The 17,293-nt window shown below is 65.5% G+C and carries 13 protein-coding genes and 1 pseudogene; 8 read left to right on the top strand and 6 right to left on the bottom strand.

Features of this window, described 5'->3' with window-relative positions; translation table 11 throughout:
- Nucleotides 1–20 precede the first annotated feature (20 nt).
- From KQY30_RS15755 to KQY30_RS15735, 5 genes are all read left to right on the top strand, one after another.
- On the top strand, nt 21–1,127 hold the full coding sequence (locus KQY30_RS15755) for a DUF4007 family protein (RefSeq protein WP_217307360.1): 1,107 nt from the start codon (nt 21–23) through the stop codon (nt 1,125–1,127).
- Nucleotides 1,124–4,723 (top strand): KAP family NTPase, encoded by a 3,600-nt coding sequence (locus tag KQY30_RS15750; protein ID WP_217307359.1) that lies wholly within the window; start codon nt 1,124–1,126, stop codon nt 4,721–4,723. Before KQY30_RS15755 ends, KQY30_RS15750 begins: the two co-directional genes overlap by 4 nt.
- Nucleotides 4,720–5,553, top strand: coding sequence for a phosphoadenosine phosphosulfate reductase family protein (locus KQY30_RS15745; protein ID WP_126272101.1), 834 nt, complete (start codon nt 4,720–4,722; stop codon nt 5,551–5,553). The genes KQY30_RS15750 and KQY30_RS15745 overlap by 4 nt, the downstream gene beginning before the upstream one ends.
- Before the next feature lie 425 nt (nt 5,554–5,978).
- A complete protein-coding gene (locus tag KQY30_RS15740) occupies nt 5,979–6,782 on the top strand; it encodes a hypothetical protein (protein WP_217307358.1) in 804 nt (267 codons plus the stop codon).
- Between the two features lie 3 nt (nt 6,783–6,785).
- Complete coding sequence (locus KQY30_RS15735; protein ID WP_217307357.1) at nt 6,786–8,783, top strand: DNA sulfur modification protein DndB; 1,998 nt, start codon at nt 6,786–6,788, stop codon at nt 8,781–8,783.
- Nucleotides 8,784–9,119: 336 nt separating this feature from the next.
- Here the strand turns inward: KQY30_RS15735 and KQY30_RS15730 are convergent.
- A pseudogene (locus KQY30_RS15730) lies at nt 9,120–10,043 on the bottom strand (serine hydrolase domain-containing protein); the annotation flags it as partial.
- A 288-nt stretch (nt 10,044–10,331) separates the two neighbouring features.
- Here KQY30_RS15730 and KQY30_RS15725 point away from each other — a divergent pair.
- From KQY30_RS15725 to KQY30_RS15715, 3 genes are all read left to right on the top strand, one after another.
- Nucleotides 10,332–11,081, top strand: coding sequence for a DUF317 domain-containing protein (locus tag KQY30_RS15725; RefSeq protein ID WP_217307356.1), 750 nt, complete (start codon nt 10,332–10,334; stop codon nt 11,079–11,081).
- Nucleotides 11,082–11,186: 105 nt separating this feature from the next.
- Complete coding sequence (locus KQY30_RS15720; protein ID WP_217307355.1) at nt 11,187–11,645, top strand: hypothetical protein; 459 nt, start codon at nt 11,187–11,189, stop codon at nt 11,643–11,645.
- A 235-nt stretch (nt 11,646–11,880) separates the two neighbouring features.
- Nucleotides 11,881–12,435, top strand: a complete 555-nt coding sequence (locus KQY30_RS15715; protein ID WP_367997422.1) for a hypothetical protein — start codon at nt 11,881–11,883, stop codon at nt 12,433–12,435.
- A gap of 93 nt (nt 12,436–12,528) precedes the next feature.
- Here KQY30_RS15715 and KQY30_RS15710 read toward each other — a convergent pair whose 3' ends face one another.
- The 5 genes from KQY30_RS15710 to KQY30_RS15690 all read right to left on the bottom strand — a co-directional run bounded on the left by KQY30_RS15710 (nt 12,529) and on the right by KQY30_RS15690 (nt 17,248).
- Entirely contained in the window at nt 12,529–12,843 is a 315-nt protein-coding gene (locus KQY30_RS15710) for a hypothetical protein (RefSeq protein ID WP_217307354.1), read from the bottom strand.
- A 226-nt stretch (nt 12,844–13,069) separates the two neighbouring features.
- The gene (locus KQY30_RS15705; RefSeq protein WP_217307353.1) at nt 13,070–14,779 is read right to left on the bottom strand and encodes a relaxase/mobilization nuclease domain-containing protein; all 1,710 of its coding nucleotides are present in this window, start codon (nt 14,777–14,779) and stop codon (nt 13,070–13,072) included.
- Between the two features lies 1 nt (nt 14,780).
- Nucleotides 14,781–15,422: a MobC family plasmid mobilization relaxosome protein gene (locus KQY30_RS15700; RefSeq protein ID WP_217307352.1), complete on the bottom strand. Its 642-nt coding sequence runs from the start codon at nt 15,420–15,422 to the stop codon at nt 14,781–14,783.
- A 40-nt stretch (nt 15,423–15,462) separates the two neighbouring features.
- A complete protein-coding gene (locus KQY30_RS15695; RefSeq protein WP_217307351.1) occupies nt 15,463–15,897 on the bottom strand; it encodes a hypothetical protein in 435 nt (144 codons plus the stop codon).
- A 49-nt stretch (nt 15,898–15,946) separates the two neighbouring features.
- Nucleotides 15,947–17,248, bottom strand: coding sequence for a hypothetical protein (locus KQY30_RS15690; RefSeq protein WP_217307350.1), 1,302 nt, complete (start codon nt 17,246–17,248; stop codon nt 15,947–15,949).
- Between the last annotated feature and the right edge of the window lie 45 nt (nt 17,249–17,293).

Below are 17,293 nucleotides of genomic sequence, written 5' to 3'. Positions count from 1 at the left end.
TTATATTGAGAGGCCCTCGTATGGCAGACAGCAGGCTCGCGGAAGCCGCACATTCCAGCTTCGCGCGCCATGAGACCTTCGCCCCACGCTTCGGCTGGCTGCATAAGGCGTACTTGCAGGTCAAGGACAATCCGGCTGCTTTCCTTGCCGAAGATGCTCCGGTCCTGCTCGGCGTGGGTAAGAACATGGTCCATGCCATGCGGTACTGGTCAAAGGCGTTCAAGCTGACCCGCGAGCACGCCGACCCGGCGGGTAAGACGAAGGCCCAGTACGCGTCCCCGACTTGGGAAGCGCGGTGGCTGCTCGACGAGAAGGATGGCGCCGATCCCTACCTTGAGGAACCTGGCAGCTTGTGGCTGTTGCACTGGTGGCTCGTGTCGTCGCGGCCGGGCGCCAAATGCTGGGCCCCCGCGTGGTACACGGCGTTTCACCTTGCTCCGTTCTCTCGCTTCACCGTCGCGGATATGACGCAGGTCGTGACGCGGCATGTCAACTTCTCCTTTAGTGATGGGCCGGTGGAGGCGTCGATCACCCGGGATGTCGAGTGCCTGACCAAGATGTATGCGCGCACGCCTGTCGAACAGAGCGGTTCCCGCGCCACCTATGAAGACCTCTTGGCCTGCCCTTTCCGTGAGCTGGACTTGCTGACCTCCGTGGGCACCCGGGGCAAGCAGGAGTGGCAGTTCACCACTGGCACGCGCACCTCTCTCCCCGCCCACGTCCTGGTCTATGCGTGCCTCGACTACGCCGCCCGCGACACTCAGGGTTCCGGCTCCATCTCTCTGGCGCGGCTTGCCAACGAGCCCGGAGCGCCCGGCCGGGCCTTCCGGGTCCGCGAGCCTGAGATCGTCGCCGCCCTGGACAAGGTCGCCGTGGGTCGCCCGGAACTCAACAGGGTGGACGCCGTCGGCCAGCGGACCATGTCCTTCTCCAGCGATCCGAGGGCACTCGCCTGGGACATCCTCGACGAACAGTACGACCACGTCACCCTGCGCCCCGGCTTTCCCACCCGGGACGAATGGAGCGCTCAGTACCCGCAGTTGGCCGAAGCAGAGAAGGCCGAGAAGGCTGAGAAGGCCGAACGCAAGCCCCAGGACCACCAGCTCACGACTCAGGAGATCGCGTGACCACCGCAGCTCCCACGCGGACCTCCCGCACCCCGCAGGACGAGGCAACCCCTCAGTTCCCTTCCGGAATCGAACTGGTCGGCTCCCAGATGCGGTCGACCAACCTCGAACGCGACGTCGAGGACGAACTGCACGGACCGTATGTCGGCGCGAAGGCAGTTGACGTACTGGAGCGCATTGCCAACGCAGTCAGCGACCTGCGGCGTCCCCGCGCCTGGTCCTTCACCGGACCCTACGGCTCCGGGAAGTCCACGCTGGCTAACCTGATCGAAGCGCTTCTCGGCCGCGACGAGGACCGCCGCGACGAGGCTCACCAGATCCTTGCAGACACCAGCCCAGCCCTCGCCGAGCGTCTCGCCACGGCTCGGGCTGAGCGGACGGGCACCGGGTTCCTCGGAGCCGTGGCCACCGCGCGGCGTGAACCGCTGGTCGCCACTGTGACCCGTGCGCTGGAGACCGCGGCAAAGCGCCGCTGGGGCAAGCGCATCCCGAAGAACATCGCCGCAGCACTCGCGGCCTGCGAAGACCCGACGACGACCGGGCCGAAGACGAAGCAGGTCATGGCCGCCATCAAGGCCCTGACCGGCAATCAGCAGCCGCTCTTGTTGATCATCGACGAGTTCGGCAAGACCCTGGAACACCTTGCCGGACACAACGAATTCTCCGGCGCCGAGCACGATCTCTTCCTCCTGCAGGAGCTCGCCGAGCACAGCGCCGGGCCCAACGGCCTGCCTGTCTTCCTGGTCACCCTGCAGCACCTGTCGTTCATGGACTACGCGTCACGGTCCAGTGAGCTCAAGATCCGCGAATGGGCAAAGATCCAGGGCCGCTTCGAGGACGTCACCTTCGTCCCGCACCACGGTGACTCCCTGCAGCTCCTGCGCCGGCGTCTCGACCACTCCGCGGTCGACGCAGCGGGCCAGGACCTCATCCGCGCCTCGGCCCAGGCATCAGCCCTCGCGTGGAAGAACCACGGTCTGAACGTCCTTACTGAGCTGGCCAGCGACGACTTCGTCGGCCTCTACCCGTTGCACCCACTGACGGCGATCGCTGCGCCGATCCTGGCGGCGCAAATCGGCCAGCACGACCGCAGCCTGTCGGGCTTCCTCAACAGCGGAGAGCCCAACACCGTCCGCGACTCGCTGGCCGCACACTCCCAGCCGCATGCCGAACTCGCCAGCACAGTGCAGCTGCCACAGCTGTACGACTACTTCCTCAACTCCGGCCGGACCTCGCTGCTCGCGGCCTCTAACGCCGGCCGCTGGATCGAAGTCGACGCGCGCATCAAGGAAGCCAACGGACTGCCCGACGCCGACCAGGCGCTGCTGAAGACCATCGGCGTTCTGAACCTCATTGACGCCGACGGCGCGCTCAGCGCTACCAGCGAGATGATCCACCTCGCGCTCCACGACCCGACCGATCTGACCGACGCGGGCGCTTTCGCCCGCCTTGAGGAGCAGCTCGCCGACCTCGTCCGCCGCGGCTTCCTCGTCCACCGGGAGTTCAGCGGTGAGTATCGCGTCTGGCAGGGCACAGACTTCGACATCGACGCCCGCCTGAAGGAGATCATCAGTCACCTCGACGATGCCTCCATCGTCCAGCGCCTTGGCGCACACCTCCCCAGCGCCGTGGTCGCCGGCCGCCACAGCCAGGTCACCGGGATGATGCGGGTGTTCCTCACCGCCGTCAGCGGCCCAGAGACCCGCGAAATCCAGGCGCCGGACGAGCTGAAGGACCCGGCCGACGGCCTCCTCGTCTTCCACCTTGGCCCCCGGGACCGGCTGCCCACCGTCAATTCGGCGCTGCCGGTGATCCTCGGAACAACCACCCACCCCGACGTGGTACTCAACTCCGCCACGCACCTCATCGCCCTGAAAGAGCTGCTCGAAGACAAGGAACTCGATCACGTCGCCCGGCGCGAGGTCACCGACCGCGCCGTCCAGGCGGAGGCCGAGCTGCGGGAGGTCATTCAGGCGGCCTTCTACCCGCCGACCCAGGACGCTACCTGGAACCTGTGGAACGCCGGACTCGCCCCGGGGACGGACCCCGACAGCTCGAGCCTGCCAGCCCGCAGCCTCAGCGGCCTGGTCTCCCTGGCCTGCGAGAGCGTCTACCCGCACACTCCGCACATTCGCAACGAGATGCTCGGACGGCACTCACTCACCAGCAACGCCGCCCGTGCCCGCAGCGATGTGCTGGACGCGATGCTCAACCGCTCCGGCGAGCAGTACCTGGGCTTCGACGCGACGGCCGGAAGATACGGTCCGGAGCGAGCCATCTACAGCGGCGCGCTGGCCTACCTCGGCCTGCACCGGGCCAACGGCACAATCCAGGCAGAGAATTCCCCCAACAGCCTGCTGCCGTACGGCTTCTCCGCTCCAGGCGAGGGCCATGAACACGCCCAGCCCGTCTGGGAGGCGCTGCAGGAGGCGCTGGACGCAGCAACCCGGCGTACCAGCATCGACCACATCATCCGGGTCCTGATGAGCCCGCCCTACGGGGTGAAGGCCGGTATCTGGCCGCTGCTGGTCGTCACCGCCCTGGTGATCCGCCGACACGATGTCGCCCTCTTCGAAGAAGGCTCCTACCTGCCCCGGCTGACGCCGGACGTCGTCGACCGCATCCTCGCCGCCCCCGCCCGTTTCGACGTGAAATACACGCCGGTCGGACAGGGGCAGCGCGCCAGCGTGATCAAGAAGCTCCTGGTCTCCCTGAAGGTCGAACCACCACGCTCACAGGCACTGCGTAACCCAGATCTGTTGTCCGTAGCCAGGGCGTTGCTCGAACGCGTCATGGTTTTGAACAGCTACGCTCGCAAGACCAAGCGCATCTCTCCGGATGCACTCGCCGTGCGCAACGCCCTGGCAAACTCCCAGGATCCGGACGACCTGCTCTTCCGGGCTCTGCCCAAGGCGCTGGGCCTCGCCCCTATCGAAGCCGGCACCCGCGCCAACGCGGCAACCGCCGCGGAGTATGCCGACAGGCTGACCGCAGCGGCAGACGAGATCACGGGAATCGAACGCACGCTGCGGGAAGAAGTGGTCGCGGTTCTCGCCGAAGAGTTCCGTCTGCCCACGACCCTTCACGAGCTGCGGTCGACACTCGCCGCGCGGCTGAGCGGCTTCGCGACGGTGTCACTGAACCCGGAGCTGCGGGGCTTCGTCGACTTCGTGCTCAGCGAAAGCCTCGCTGACGAGGACTGGCTCGACCCGATCGTCGTCCGCCTCACCAACAAGGCCCTCGGAGACTGGGACGACCGGGACGCAGGCATGTTCCCTCGCCTTGCCCGCGAGATGTCCGCATCCCTCGACCGTGTCGCCCACCTCTACCAGGACAGCAGCGAGACCCGCGAGCAGGAAGTAAATCTGGAGACGCGGCTGTTGACCTTGACGGACAAGACAGGAGCCGAACGACGGACGCTGATCTACGTGCCGGAACAGTCTCGCGGCCAGGCCAACCAGCTCGCGGCCGACGTACTGCAGCAGGCTGAGCAGGCCCTCGGACCCGACGGCGCACGGATCCTGCTCGCCGCTCTTGCACAACGCGTTGCCGATGGGCCAGCTGTTACAGCAACTGAAACGAAGGAGGGGCCATGACGGATCCAGTCACCCAGGAGAAGGTTCGCCACGTCCTGGGTATCTCAGGCGGCAAGGACTCGTCGGCGCTCGCCATCTACATGCGCGATCGCGTGCCGGAGATGGAGTACTTCTTCTGCGACACCGGTGCTGAACTGCCAGAGACGTACGAGTACCTCAACCGGCTGGAAGCGGCGCTCGGCAAGCCCATCGAGCGACTCAACGCCGACCGGGACTTCGATCATTGGATGGAGGTCTACCAGGGCACCCTGCCCAGCCCGCAGATGCGCTGGTGCACCAAGAATCTGAAGATCAAGCCGCTGGAGGAGTGGGTCGGCGACGACAAGGTCATCTCATACGTCGCGATCCGGGCCGACGAGAACCGCCTCGGCTATGTCAGCACCAAGCCGAACATCGATGCCGTCTTCCCCTTTCGTGAGGACGGCATCGACAAGGACGGCGTGATGCGCATCCTCGACGAGGCTGGCATCGGACTTCCTGGCTACTACGAGTGGCGCACGCGTTCGGGCTGTTACTTCTGCTTCTTCCAGCGCAAGCACGAGTGGGTCGGTCTGAAGGAGCGTCACCCCGATCTGTACGACAAGGCCGTCGAGTACGAGGACAAGGTCCGGTTCCGCCACACGGCCATGAAGGGCCGCAACTACACCTGGTCACAGGGCGAGTCGCTCCCGGAGCTCATAGAGCGCAAGGATGAGATCGAGGCTAAGCACCAGGCGGCCCTGGACCGCGCGGCCAAGCGCGTCAAGCCGAACAGGCCCCTCCTGGAAGTCCTGTCCGACGCACTTGACTCCGATGACGACGAGGCCGGGTGCTCCGTCTGCCACCTCTGAGGCGTAGATACAGGTAAGTGGCCCGGCTCGGTCTGCCCAGCCGGGCCACTGCTCTTTCCGGGTAGTTAGCGCCCGCGAAGCCACCTGTGCCCCGGGCCGCGAGCGGTCAGTCAGACGGCGGCGGAACCAGTGGCAGGGCCACTACTCAACTGGATGTCGCTCTGCGCGATGAGGCATCTTGTGGCGCCAGTCGGGCTGGAGGGAGGCAGGAACCTAAGCGCCGAACTGGGCGAACGTCAATGACCAGCCCATGTGGATCCCGGCGCTGGTGCCCAGGAGTCTTTGGCGTGTCATCCCTTTCAGACCCTCATCCGCCACCAAGTCGGCAAGTTCCCGCGCAAGTTGAAGAGGGCAACTGCTAGGGTATGGGATCGACTTCCGGCAGAGCGAGCGGATCCGCGCGTCCGTGCACCATGGGGGGATGGGTGTTCACTGCGTTCGAAACGCGCGTGCTGAACGTTCGCGAGTACTTGGCGATGGGACGGGAACGTTCCGAGCTGATACCAAGAGTGCCTGGCATCTATATCTGGACACTTGACTTCACTGATATCGGAAAGACAGCACTCGAGCACGAACCGGAAGACATATTTTCTCTCATTCAGACGAGAATCAGCGCGCCCCGTGGTGAGCCACTCGAAATTGGAATGGTTGGACGGTATAGAAATGTCCTCATTCAGGATGTCCCGCCTGAGCTGACGCGTGCTTCAGCTGTCCGGGTGGAAGAGATGATAAAGGCTCGCAACCTGCATCTTGAATGGGCTTTTCTGTGCGCGACGTTGTTTCAGAGGCCGCTGTACGTAGGTAAGGCTGTCAACTTGTCGGTGCGCCTAAAAGCGCACATGAAGTCGGACTCTCACCTCAGTGGCGAGCTTGAACGCCTCGGGCTGACAGTCAATGACTGTGCGGTACTCATGCTCCCTGTGAAATCACCCGACAATATCGCGGACCTTGTGGCAGCTGAAGAGGAACGCGCTCGTGCCTTGCGGGCGGCCGGCGTGGCCCAACCGACCGCAAGGAATATGCTTAACGCAGGAGAATATGACGGCGCAGACGAGGACGATGACGGGGGTAACGATTTGGACGCCGAAGACGATGAAGCTCTCTTCTCAGACTCCGAACTTGACGCCGCAGCAGCCCCCGAGTTGAGACAAGCAGATCAGCTGGTGCGTTTTGCTGAGTCGCTGACCATTCGCGCCGCCCACCCTTTGCTGAATATGAAGATGGACTAACCCATGAGCCTTTCGTCACTAAGTCGTCGGCGCCCAGCCTATACCGACCAATACTCCTACGTCCGAGGCGAATACGCCATCGGTGATGAGAAAGTCCCCTACTTCTCCATCTCGATGACCATCAGGGAAGCAGATCAGTACCTGCGCCTGGCCCGGGAGCTAGCATTTAGTGACGACGAGCCCGTAAAACTCGAGGAACTGTTTCAGCGAACGGTTGACGAGGACCGTGCCGCCGGCCCGATCGCTACTTACTTGAGGCAACCCGGCTCACTCAAGTTTTTCAACGCCTTCACCGTCGTCCTCCTACCAGTCGATCCAGACAAGGCCGACACAGTCGCTGAAAGCTACATTGAAGACTCAGCCGCCCCAGCTGAAACCCCGGATGGTGATCTGGAGCGTACGTCGATCGGCCCCGTCCAAATCGACAACTTGCCCGGAACGGATATCGGGTTCATCCGGTGGAGTACTAAGCTTGCTCGTGCCGTGATTCTCGATGGCCAACACCGCTTCCTGGCCTTGAAGAAGATCCTCGACTCACCGCAGACCAACCTACTCAAGCCGGATACCACGAAAATTCCTGTACTTCTTTTGGTTCTTGACGAGAGAGCCGGATTCGTTCCTGCTCGAGATCAGGACAGGCTGCTCCATGCCTGCAGGAGCATTTTCGTCGCCCTAAACAAGCATGCCGTGGCGGTCTCAAAGACACGCACATATCTGCTTGACGATCAAGACCTTGTGTCCGTAAGCATGCGCCGTCTCTTGACGTCGGAAGTCGGAAATGGTCGCGATGGCCAAGATTCGATTGATCGAATTCCGCTGGCCCTCGTCGATTGGCACTCGGATCAGGCAAAATTCGATCGGAGTCTTCATCTTACAAGTGTCCTCGGATTGCATGAAACCATCCGGCAGATCTATCCGAATCGTTGCGACGAGTCGGACTATGAGGGTCTACGTGAATATATCACCAAGGTGAGTGCGCTCATCGGCCCTACAGGTGATTCGCGCTGGTCGGAGCTTGCCCTGCGTAATAGGGTGAGTAAGTATGAAGACGACGCATTGCCATTCATATTTTCTGCTGAAGAAGTCTCTGCAGTTGCGGATGCTTTCGCGAGCGGTGTTGGGCAGGCGATCGTGCGCCCCCTCCTACAGCTGGAGCCCTACAAAAAGCTGCGGGAGGGCTATCAGGCGGCAGGGCTGATCGGCGGCCCCTTGGAGCTCTGGCTTGGCTTCGACAAGTACGGAAAGCAGGCATTCCAAACCCGCACGGGGAATGACCCGAGTGACCTTGCCCGCAGTATCGCCGAGAATGTGAAATCTGGCGATAACGCATTTGCCGTGATCTTTCAGCGCGGCATCCTCCTCTCGGCGGTCAGGTTTGATATCGCCCGGTCTGACTTTTCCGGCGAGTGGGAATGTTCATCGGATAGATTTGCTGTCCTGGATCGCTGGATCGAACGAATGAACGCGCGGGTTGCTCCCTATCTCGCCAACCCTGACTTCTGGCTAGGAACCGGAATTAAGGGTGACCGCAATGTCAACTACACTAAGGTGGGTGCCAATGGCGTCAAGGGATTGGTTTCCCTTGCGGCCATGTGCCCGATTGCCGAGCTGACAGGGAATTCGACGACGCTCGCCGAGGGCGGTATCCCTTCAGAGACCCTAACGGGCTCTGAACAGCGCGCCTGGAAGATGATCTCAGATCCCGACAGTCCTTACTTGCGAGATGATCGAGTGATGGCGGACGCCGCAGAACACAGCCTTCAGTTTGCGGCGTATCGCTGGCTTGCTCAGCAATTCGAAACAATCGGTCGCGGACGGGCGCCGGGCGTTGTGGCTGGCGTTACCCGACAGGCATGCATCGAATATCGAAATGCGGCGAAAGCGTACGTCCAGAGCGAACTCCGTGCATCGGGCCTGCCAGTAGACGAAGAGGTCGTACTGCAAGGGGTTCTTGTCCTCGGGGCCCGCCGCCTGGCCCAGATCGCGCTTTCAGCTGGGTGACACTCTCTCGTCTACCGGCGGGGGTGCTTGATATCAATTTCAGATATCCCGCAAGCCCTGCTCCTAATCGTCACCATTGTGTACGTGGGTGTGGACCGCATGCGGTCTGCCCGAGTGGGGCCAGTGTGGGCGCTCGGATTTGGCTGGCATTTTTCTGCTATGCACCTTGACTCCAGTGATGGCGAGACGTGCTGTTCCGTCTGTCAGGAGTCAAGTGCTTGGGCCGACGGCCGTGTCCTGTCCTTGGTAACCGTTGCAGGGCGCCTGTAGGCGATAGGCACGGGGCAATCCGAGCAATCAGCTGCTATTGGTGGGTTGCGTCTAAACCTGGACTGGTTACGACAGTGACCTTCGCACTGCGTCTACCAAAGATTCAGCACGTATATCGCTGGCTCCTCCGATGATGTTGTTCATTGCGTAACCGAAGGCAATGCCATGCTCAGGGTCGACGAAGCCGAGTGAGCCCCCTCGGCCGGTGTGGCCGAAGGCATTTTGGCCAGTCATGAGGTTGGTCTCGGTGGGCAGCATGAATCCGCTGCTAAATCGGCTCGGGATCAGCATCACCTGGTCCTTCCCGCTCGCCTGCTCCTTGGTCGCCGATTCCAAGGTCTCCGGAGTAAGCAGGCGCACGCCGTCCACCTCGCCGATCAACGCGGCGTACATGCGCGCCAGCCCGTGCGCGGTGCCGATGCCGTTGGAGGCCGGGAGTTCCGCGGCCTGCACCTCGGGCGAGCCGAAGTCGATCTCGGCAGGATCGGTGACCGCGTACGCCCTGTTGCTGAACGAGTCCGGGTCGCGCCACGCGGCAACCTGCTCGCGGAGTTCCTCGGGAACGGACTCGGCGGGCACGGTGGTGAGGTCGATGGCCGGTCGCTGATACACCATGCGGCTGACCCGTTCGCGTTCATGCGCCGGCAGTCCGATGAAGAAGTCGAGCCCGAGGGGGGCGGCGATCTCGTCGGCGAAGAAGCGGCCCGGCATGTGGCCTGATACCCGGCGGATCACTTCACCGACGAGCCAGCCCCAGGTCCGGCCGTGGTATCCGCGCGTCGTGCCCGGAGTCCACTGGGGACGCTGAGCGGCGAGTGCGGCGGCCATGGGATGATAGGCCAACGCCTCGTTCAACGGGACGGGTTGGTCAAGTGCGATCAGGCCGGCCTGGTGGGACAGCAGCCAGCGCACTGGGATGTCTGCCTTGCCGTTCGCGGCGAACTCCGGCCAGTACTTCGCCACCGGAGCGTCCATGTCCAGCGCGCCGCGCTAGGGCGAAGGGCTCATCCCGCCTTCTGCGTGATCGACACCCTGATTCCACACTGCCGAGGTTGAACACCGAACTGACTGATGCGCACGATGCAGAACGGCGCCATCGCGGGCAAGGTCGTGGACATTCAACCCAGTCCGCGCAGGTCAGCGGGTTACCCACGACTGACTTCGCTGTCAAGGACAGCGGTTCGCCGACGGCAGACAGGAAACATCCCTCAATGACTGGCATGCCGCGCCACGGCATGTCAACGTACAACGCTCCGCTGGAAGATCTGCTCCGAGCCCATGGAGGCGCCCCTGCACCCGCACCACCCCACGGACCCTTCCCTCCCCTCTCCGACGGATCCGGTGTACTGGGTCACCCCTCGCCACCTGGCCGGTGACGACAGTGCTCTCGCCGAGCAGATCGGGACCACCCTGACCGGCCTCGGCTGGCGCATGTGGCCCACCTCCCGCAACACCTTGTTGTACGTGAGCCCGGACGAACTGTGCGGCGCCGAGTGGATTCTCGCGGCGTACCCGTCCGAACTGGGCGGACTGCCCGTGGCCTGGCACCTCAGCGCTCGCCCGCATGCCGACACCGCCATGACCGAGTGGAATGCCTACTTCACCGCGGGTATCCCGTACGAGGTTCTCGCCGATCTCCTCGTGGCGATCGACGCCCGCGAGGCACCCGACATCGGCTTCGAGGGGCCCGAGACGGTCCTCAACGCGCTCGCTGCCCAAGGCTGGGTCCGTGACCTGGACAGCCCCCACACCACCGCTATGGACCCCGGGTTCTCCGCAGTCGTCTCCCTGGGACTGCAGCCGCCGCTTGTCCAGGACGCGGACCCGCGCCCTGACTTGATGGGATGGCAGGCGTGGGCGGAACCCGTTCTCGGCGCCCCGTATCTGTGGTGCGCCAGCTTCAGCGCCAGCGTCCCCCACGACCTGGTCGCCGCCTTCGCCTCCTCTCTGGCGTCGCCAGCCCTGGTGCCCCGCCGCACCCTGCCCGAGGAAGCCGTAGGACGGCTCTTGATCGTCCGCCGCAGCTGACGACCCGAGCCCTGGGAGTGGCTGTTGTGCTGCTCCTCGCCGACCGCCGATTTCCGTGACCGGCCTGTCCCTCGAACTCGCCAGCTGGCAGAGATGGAGACCTCTATGTTCCGAATATTCCGGCAACGTGCTCGCTTCGACCGTGAGCTCCGTGATGCCCAGCGTGCGGGCAAGGCGTTGTTGCAGATGCACACCGAAATGCCCTGGCCCGATGCGGTTGGCTCGGCCGCCGCTACCGCCCAGGACGCCACCGAGGCCGCGGTGGAGCCCGACTTCCTGCCGCCGGATTTTCGGGCGCCCTCCCGACAGGACATCGCTGGCTTCATGATGCGCTGGGACCAGCCGCTTGTCATTGACGGCGAGGTACGCGAGTGCCCCCAGTGCGGCGCGTACCGGACCTGGGTTGTCCTCTGCATGCGCGACGACTCGGTGTGGCTGCGATGCCGTGCTGGCCATACGACGAAGGAGCTGGGCTTGGACGCGGCCTGGTACAACCGCCACTCCGGTCCGGCCGATCACTGGCACCCCACCCTTGAGGAAGGGTTGCGTCACCTCGGCCACTGAACCCCGGAATCCAGTTGAACCCCGATCCCGTTTCCCTGCCGGCGCTCAGAGGACCGGCCTGGTCAACCTGCCCGCTCCGCAGATCACCAAGGGGTTCGCATGCGCCTTCACACCACGACCGTCCTCAGCGTCACGGCCCTCGCCCTGACAGGGTGTTCGACCGGAAGTGCTGATTCCAAACGGCCCCACTCCCTCGACAGCCATTTCGGCGCGCTCAGAGGGCGCGAGGGCCTCGGTGCCCGCTCCACTGTCCTCGTCTGCGCTGGTGGAGCGGCTCCTGGACGAGAGGGATCTGGGCGAGGGCTACGTTCGGCAGCCGCAGCGTGCAGAGCGGCACGATGGCGTCTCCGTGATTGGCTGTCCGGCGCTGGAGGAGCTCGGTGGCGAGGCTGCGGTCGGCGGCAGTCTCGACTTCTCCCACAAGGCGAAGGTGTCCTTCGCCTACGTCGGTGACGGTGGTTCCCAGGTGTCCGAGGAGCTGTACAGCGACACCGAGACCAGGCTCTCGAAGGGGGCGGCCCGGATCTTCGACGCGATGACCTCCTGCCCCACGTATCAGATCCTCGGCGGCAGCACCTCCGTCACGGTCACGGCTCAGAAGGCGCACGCCGCCCAGTTGGGCGACGAGCAGTGGAGCCAGTTGCTGACCTTCTCCTCCGGCGGGAGCAGGAGCATCGTCAAGCAGACGGCCGTCCGTACCGGGACGGTGGCTGTGGTCGCTTCTGGCTTGCCGGGCATTGTCGACGCGTACCTGGCGAAGGCCGTTGACAAAATAAAGCGCACACGGTGACTTCGGAGGACGCGAAGGGGGCCGGTGACCGGGATGGTTTCCCGGTCACCGACCCCCTTCCTCATCTGGCGATGCGGTCCGTGCCGCCGTTTGTCAGAAGACGTACGGGGTGAACGGGCGGACAGGTTCAGTCGCCGCGTTGACCAAGCGCTGGAGCTTCAGGCGCTCGTTGTCGTTCATAAGGTTGATGGCGTTGCCGAAGGACTTCGTGTCGGCCTGGTCCAGGAAGGGGGCGAGGAAGCGGTCCAGGTCCTCGGAGGCTTCGATCCAGCTCTGCAGGTACTTGTGGTACCGGTCTATCTGCTTCTTCGCCTCTTTGACCTCGTCAATGGTGGGCGCGAGGGCGGCGGCCTGTTCCGCCTTGGTGAAGGGGCCTCCATCGTGGTGGAACCAGGTCTTGGTGCCCATGTGGGACTTGAAGTACGCGCCGCACAGCTGGACGACGTGTCGGCGGGGTTCGGTGAGGGGAATGGGGGTGCTCCTTGTTGAGGGATGGGGCGGTGGGGCAACACATGGGCTCCGGAGAATCCCCTGTTTCGGTAACCGGGGATGTGTAGCTACGACGCGTCGGCTTTGTAGTGGTCCGTGGCTACGCGTGGTGTCGTTCCTCGTGGCCCGCGCCAGGGGCTGCGGCTCAGCGCGACCGTCCGGCGTGGGATGCGGGCGGCGCGTACGCGCTTGGGATCCCGGAATCGGTCTGCGGGGCGGTCTGAGTGCCGAGGCGGCGAGCCTGCGCGGTTCGTGCGCCGGGGCCGGGTGCGTGCCGGTCGCCGAGACGCTGGATGCGCCAGACGAGGACTTCGGATGCTGACTTGGCGTCGTCCAAGGAGCGGTGCTGGGCTGTCTGTTGGAGGACGGTGGCCGGGTTGTGGCCAGCGGCTTCGGCGGCGGCGAGGGTGGCGGTGAGGGCGGGCCAAGCGTTTTCGGTGAGTATCTGTTCGGCGTGGAGGGGCAGGACCTCGTTCAGGATGCGCGCGTACCGGTGCACCGTGTTGTCGGAGGGACTGTGCTTGGCGAGTGCGGCGAGGCTGGCGGGGCGTATCTGGTCGTAGGCGGCTTGCAGGTGGGTGAGCGTCTTACGGGCGGCGGCCACCTGCCGGTCGTGGTGGTGCAGTGCGCTGCGGCGCTGGACTGCCAGGACGATGAGGATGGCGGTGTTCAAGAGCATGGCCAGCCCGGTGTGGTCCGCGGGCTGGTAGCGCATGGCCTTCAGCGCGCCCCGCAGTGCGCGGGCGTGCTGGTGGTCGGCGCGGGCGCGGGTGTGGGCGGCATGTTCGAAGGCGGAAGCCGCACGTTGGAGTTCGGCCCGGAGTCCGGCAGGAGCATGGGCGGGGAGCGCGTAGAGGACTTCGCCGAAGACGGTCAGGTGGGCCTGGACGGCGCCGTCGTCGGCGTGGGCGAGGTGGTGGGGGATGCGTTCGGCGGCAGCGGTTGCCACGTGCCAGGGGTTGGGGCGGTGCTGGCGGGGTGACGGGGTTGCTGTGGGCTGTGCCTCGGTGGCGGCTAGGCGCTGGCGGATCTGGGGGAGGGACAGGTCGGTGGCGAGGCTGGAGCCGGAGAACCAGATGGGCGTGCCGTCGTCGGGCAGGGCGACCTTGTAGCCGCCGAGGTCGCCGGAGGGCAGGGTGCGGGTCTCGACCTGAAGGCCGGCATCGGCGAGCAGGTTGAAGAACTCGTCCAGGTCCTTCGCGTGGGACAGGGCGGTACGCACGGTGTGCCGCAGGTGCTCACGCGCGGTTTTGTCGTGGCCCAGTCGCTTGGCCTTCTCCTCCTCGGCCCGGGTGGAGCGCTTGACCGCCGAGGTGCTGGCAGTGGCTTCGGGGCCACGGGCAACTCGGGTGAGGCCGAAGTCTTCCTCGACGGCTGTGAGTTCGTTCATGGCGCGGTGGTAGTCGTTCCAGTTCCGCGGCGGGCGCAGATCGCCGCGCACCTTGGTGGCGACGATGTGGATGTGGTCCTCTGCGTGCCGCACGGCAACCCAGCGGCAGCCGTCCGGGTCGCCGTCTGGTGCGATGCCGGTCGCGTGCAGTACGCGTCGGGCGATGGTGGCCCATTCGGTGTCAGTGAGGATGCGGTCCTGGGGCGCGGCGCGGATCGAGCAGTGCCAGACGTGCCCCTCCGGTGCCTTGTCGCCGGCTTGCTCGACCCGCAAGTCCAGGGCATTGGTGAGCTGGGCGAGCCGTTGCTTGTGGCCAGGGCTGTCCCACGGCCCGGGGTCGGGGATGAAGTCGTCCCAGGAGGCGACGATGTGCTGGTCGGTGTGTTCGTTGGAGCGGCCCTGTTCGAAGAGGTATTTCAGGACGCCGTAGGTGTGGTTGCCCGGCCTGACGATGTTCGCGATCACCTCAGACCGCCCACTTCTGCCCGGCTGCCCGGAAAGCGGCGTCGTCGATCGCCCGGACCGTGTCGTGGGCGGTGGTGAGCAGACGGTCCGCCCGGTGGAGGATCGCGGCGTCCACAGGGTGTGGATCGCCGTCCGCGTTGAGGCGGCGGGCGATCTGGTTGACGTTGTTGCCGATCCGGGCGATCTGCGCCCGCAGAGCGGCGAGCTCGTCGACCGCATCGTCGTAGACCGTGCGAGGAGCGGCGACGGTGATCTCACCGTGGACGCGGGCCATGGTGGCGTCGGCGATGTAGCGGGCCATGGTCACGTGAGCGGTCTTCGCCGCCGACTGGATGTCGTGCTTCTCGTACGGTGCGAAGCGGGCGGTGACGTGCTCGGAGCGCTGGGCGTCGAGGTTCGCGCGACGGTGCGGCACGCGCTGCTTGGCCCCAGCGGCAGGGACGGTCGGCTGTCCGCCAGCCCCCACCCGCTCCTGCTCCGGCACGCCCTCGTGCCGGAGCTGCTCCTCCGCCACCCCCGGGGCGGAGGAGTCCGCGATGGACCGGCCTGTGGACGGTCCATCGCCATTGCTTGCTGCGCGTGTGACGGGAGTGGTGACCATCTGCTTTTGGGGTATGGGGAGTTCGGCGTACCGGTCGCGCACGAAGAGATGTCCTTGTGTCGGGGTTGCGGGGGTGGTGGGTTCAGGCGGCACGCGGTTGCGTGTTGAGCTCGGCGAACTGCTCGGCGGCGAGGTCGAGCAGATCCACCAGGTGCCGCTCCGGGAGGCGAGCGGCGGTGGTCAGGGTGTCGTCGATGCGCGGGTCGAGGGTGCTGACGGCATCCAGTCCGGCGGCGCGGGCGACAACCAGGCGCAGCTCGGCTGCGAGCCAGGCCCAGTGCTCGGTCGCGGGCACCGGGGTCCCTTCACCGGTCGAGCCCCTGAGCCGGCTCAGGTAGTCGCCGCCGGCGGACAGGATGTCGGGCAGGGGAATGTCGTCGCCGGCCATCCAACGGCCCTGGTCGAGCAGGGTGAGAATGGCGCAACGCAGCATGCTCATCTCGTCGCGTTCCGGAGCGGTGCAGATCGGGCAGGCGTCGTCGTCGCAGGTCCAGGCGGGCACGGTCGAACGGGGCATGGCAGAAGTGCCTTTCAGCGATGGGTGGTTAGAGGTGCGGGGGGAGCGTTCAGTGGGGGTGGCCTGTACGGGCGGGCGCCTGGTGCTCGGCCTTGACCGCGTTGACGATGCTCTGGGCAAGGTCGGTGCCGACCTGGTGGCCGTCGGCACGGACGGCTGCCTTGAGGGAGTCACGCGAGAGGCGACCCGTCTCGCGGTAGATGCGCTCCGCGTACGCGATGAGGGCATCCCGCGGCAGGTCGGGCTTGCGACCCTGGCGTTTCGGCTCCGGCTTCTCGCCAGGCTCGGCATCCGCGTCTCTGCCCGTACTCACCTCCGCGCCCGCATCAGTAGCGGATTGAGGGCGGACGATGGATTCCGGGCGGTCCGAGCGGTGTACGCCTTCGTCGCCCGGATTCGGTACGGCCTCCGGGCGCTCGGGCCTTGCCCGCTTCGTCGCGGCAGTGCGGGGCCGGCTGACTCGGTATCCGGGTGTCTCCCACCGTTCGGGCAGCGGGAGCGAGGCCAACCGTGTGGCCTGCTGTCGGGTCCCGAGCTTCCGCAGCAGCAGCTCGTCCTGGCGAAGATCACCGTCGACGTCGGCCCTCTCCAGCGCTTCGTGCAGGCGCCGAGTCGCACGCCGGCCACGCCCCTTGTTGCGCTTCGTCTCGGGCATCGCTTCGACGCGGAGGATCAACGTGACGGCCCGGCTCAGGGCGCGCTCACGGATGAGTCGTGCGGCATCGGCGTCCTGGTCGTGGACGCCCAGGCGCGCCAGGAGTCGCTCGCGTGCCTGCCGGCCGAGGATCGCGAGCAGGCTGCGTGAGGCGGCCTCGGGGGTGTGGTTGCGTAGCTCGATTCCCATGGCCAGGTGCCAGAGGACTGCGGCCATGACCGGGCCGATCAGGGCACGGACCGTGCCACCGACGGGACCGGACTCGGCGTAGGCGGGGATGATCTGGCCTCCGGTGATCACCCATACCAGGACGCCAGGCGGCCCCGGCGCCTGCCTGGGACCCTTAAGGTTCTGGCGTGCCATCAATGCCATTGCGAACAAGGCTAGTTCAGCGGTGGCGAACATGAAGGCGCGCTCGACGGTGCTGCCCATGCCGAGGTAGTCGGCGGCGAAGCGCCAGCTGGTGTCCGCGCTGTAGGCGGTACAGCCGATCGCGGCGACAGCGGCGACCCGGACGGCGGCGCTGCTACGCCGCTTTCCGCCGCCTAGCTTGCGGGCGCGCGGCCACAGCCATCGCGTGACTAGTGCGAGGGCGATGAGCAGGGTCGCGATGGCCGCAGGCGCAGGGATCCAGTGCGGCAGGACGGGCATGCCGGTGCTTTCGACGCTGATGAGCGTGGTGGTGCCAGGGGTCATGCAGAGGCTCTCCATGGGGTCCGCGCGTTCGAGGGCAGGCGGAAG

The sequence above is a fragment of the Streptomyces sp. GMY02 genome (assembly GCF_019056675.1).
Lineage (GTDB): Bacteria > Actinomycetota > Actinomycetes > Streptomycetales > Streptomycetaceae > Streptomyces > Streptomyces odonnellii.
This window is presented reverse-complemented; position numbering and strand designations above follow the sequence as displayed.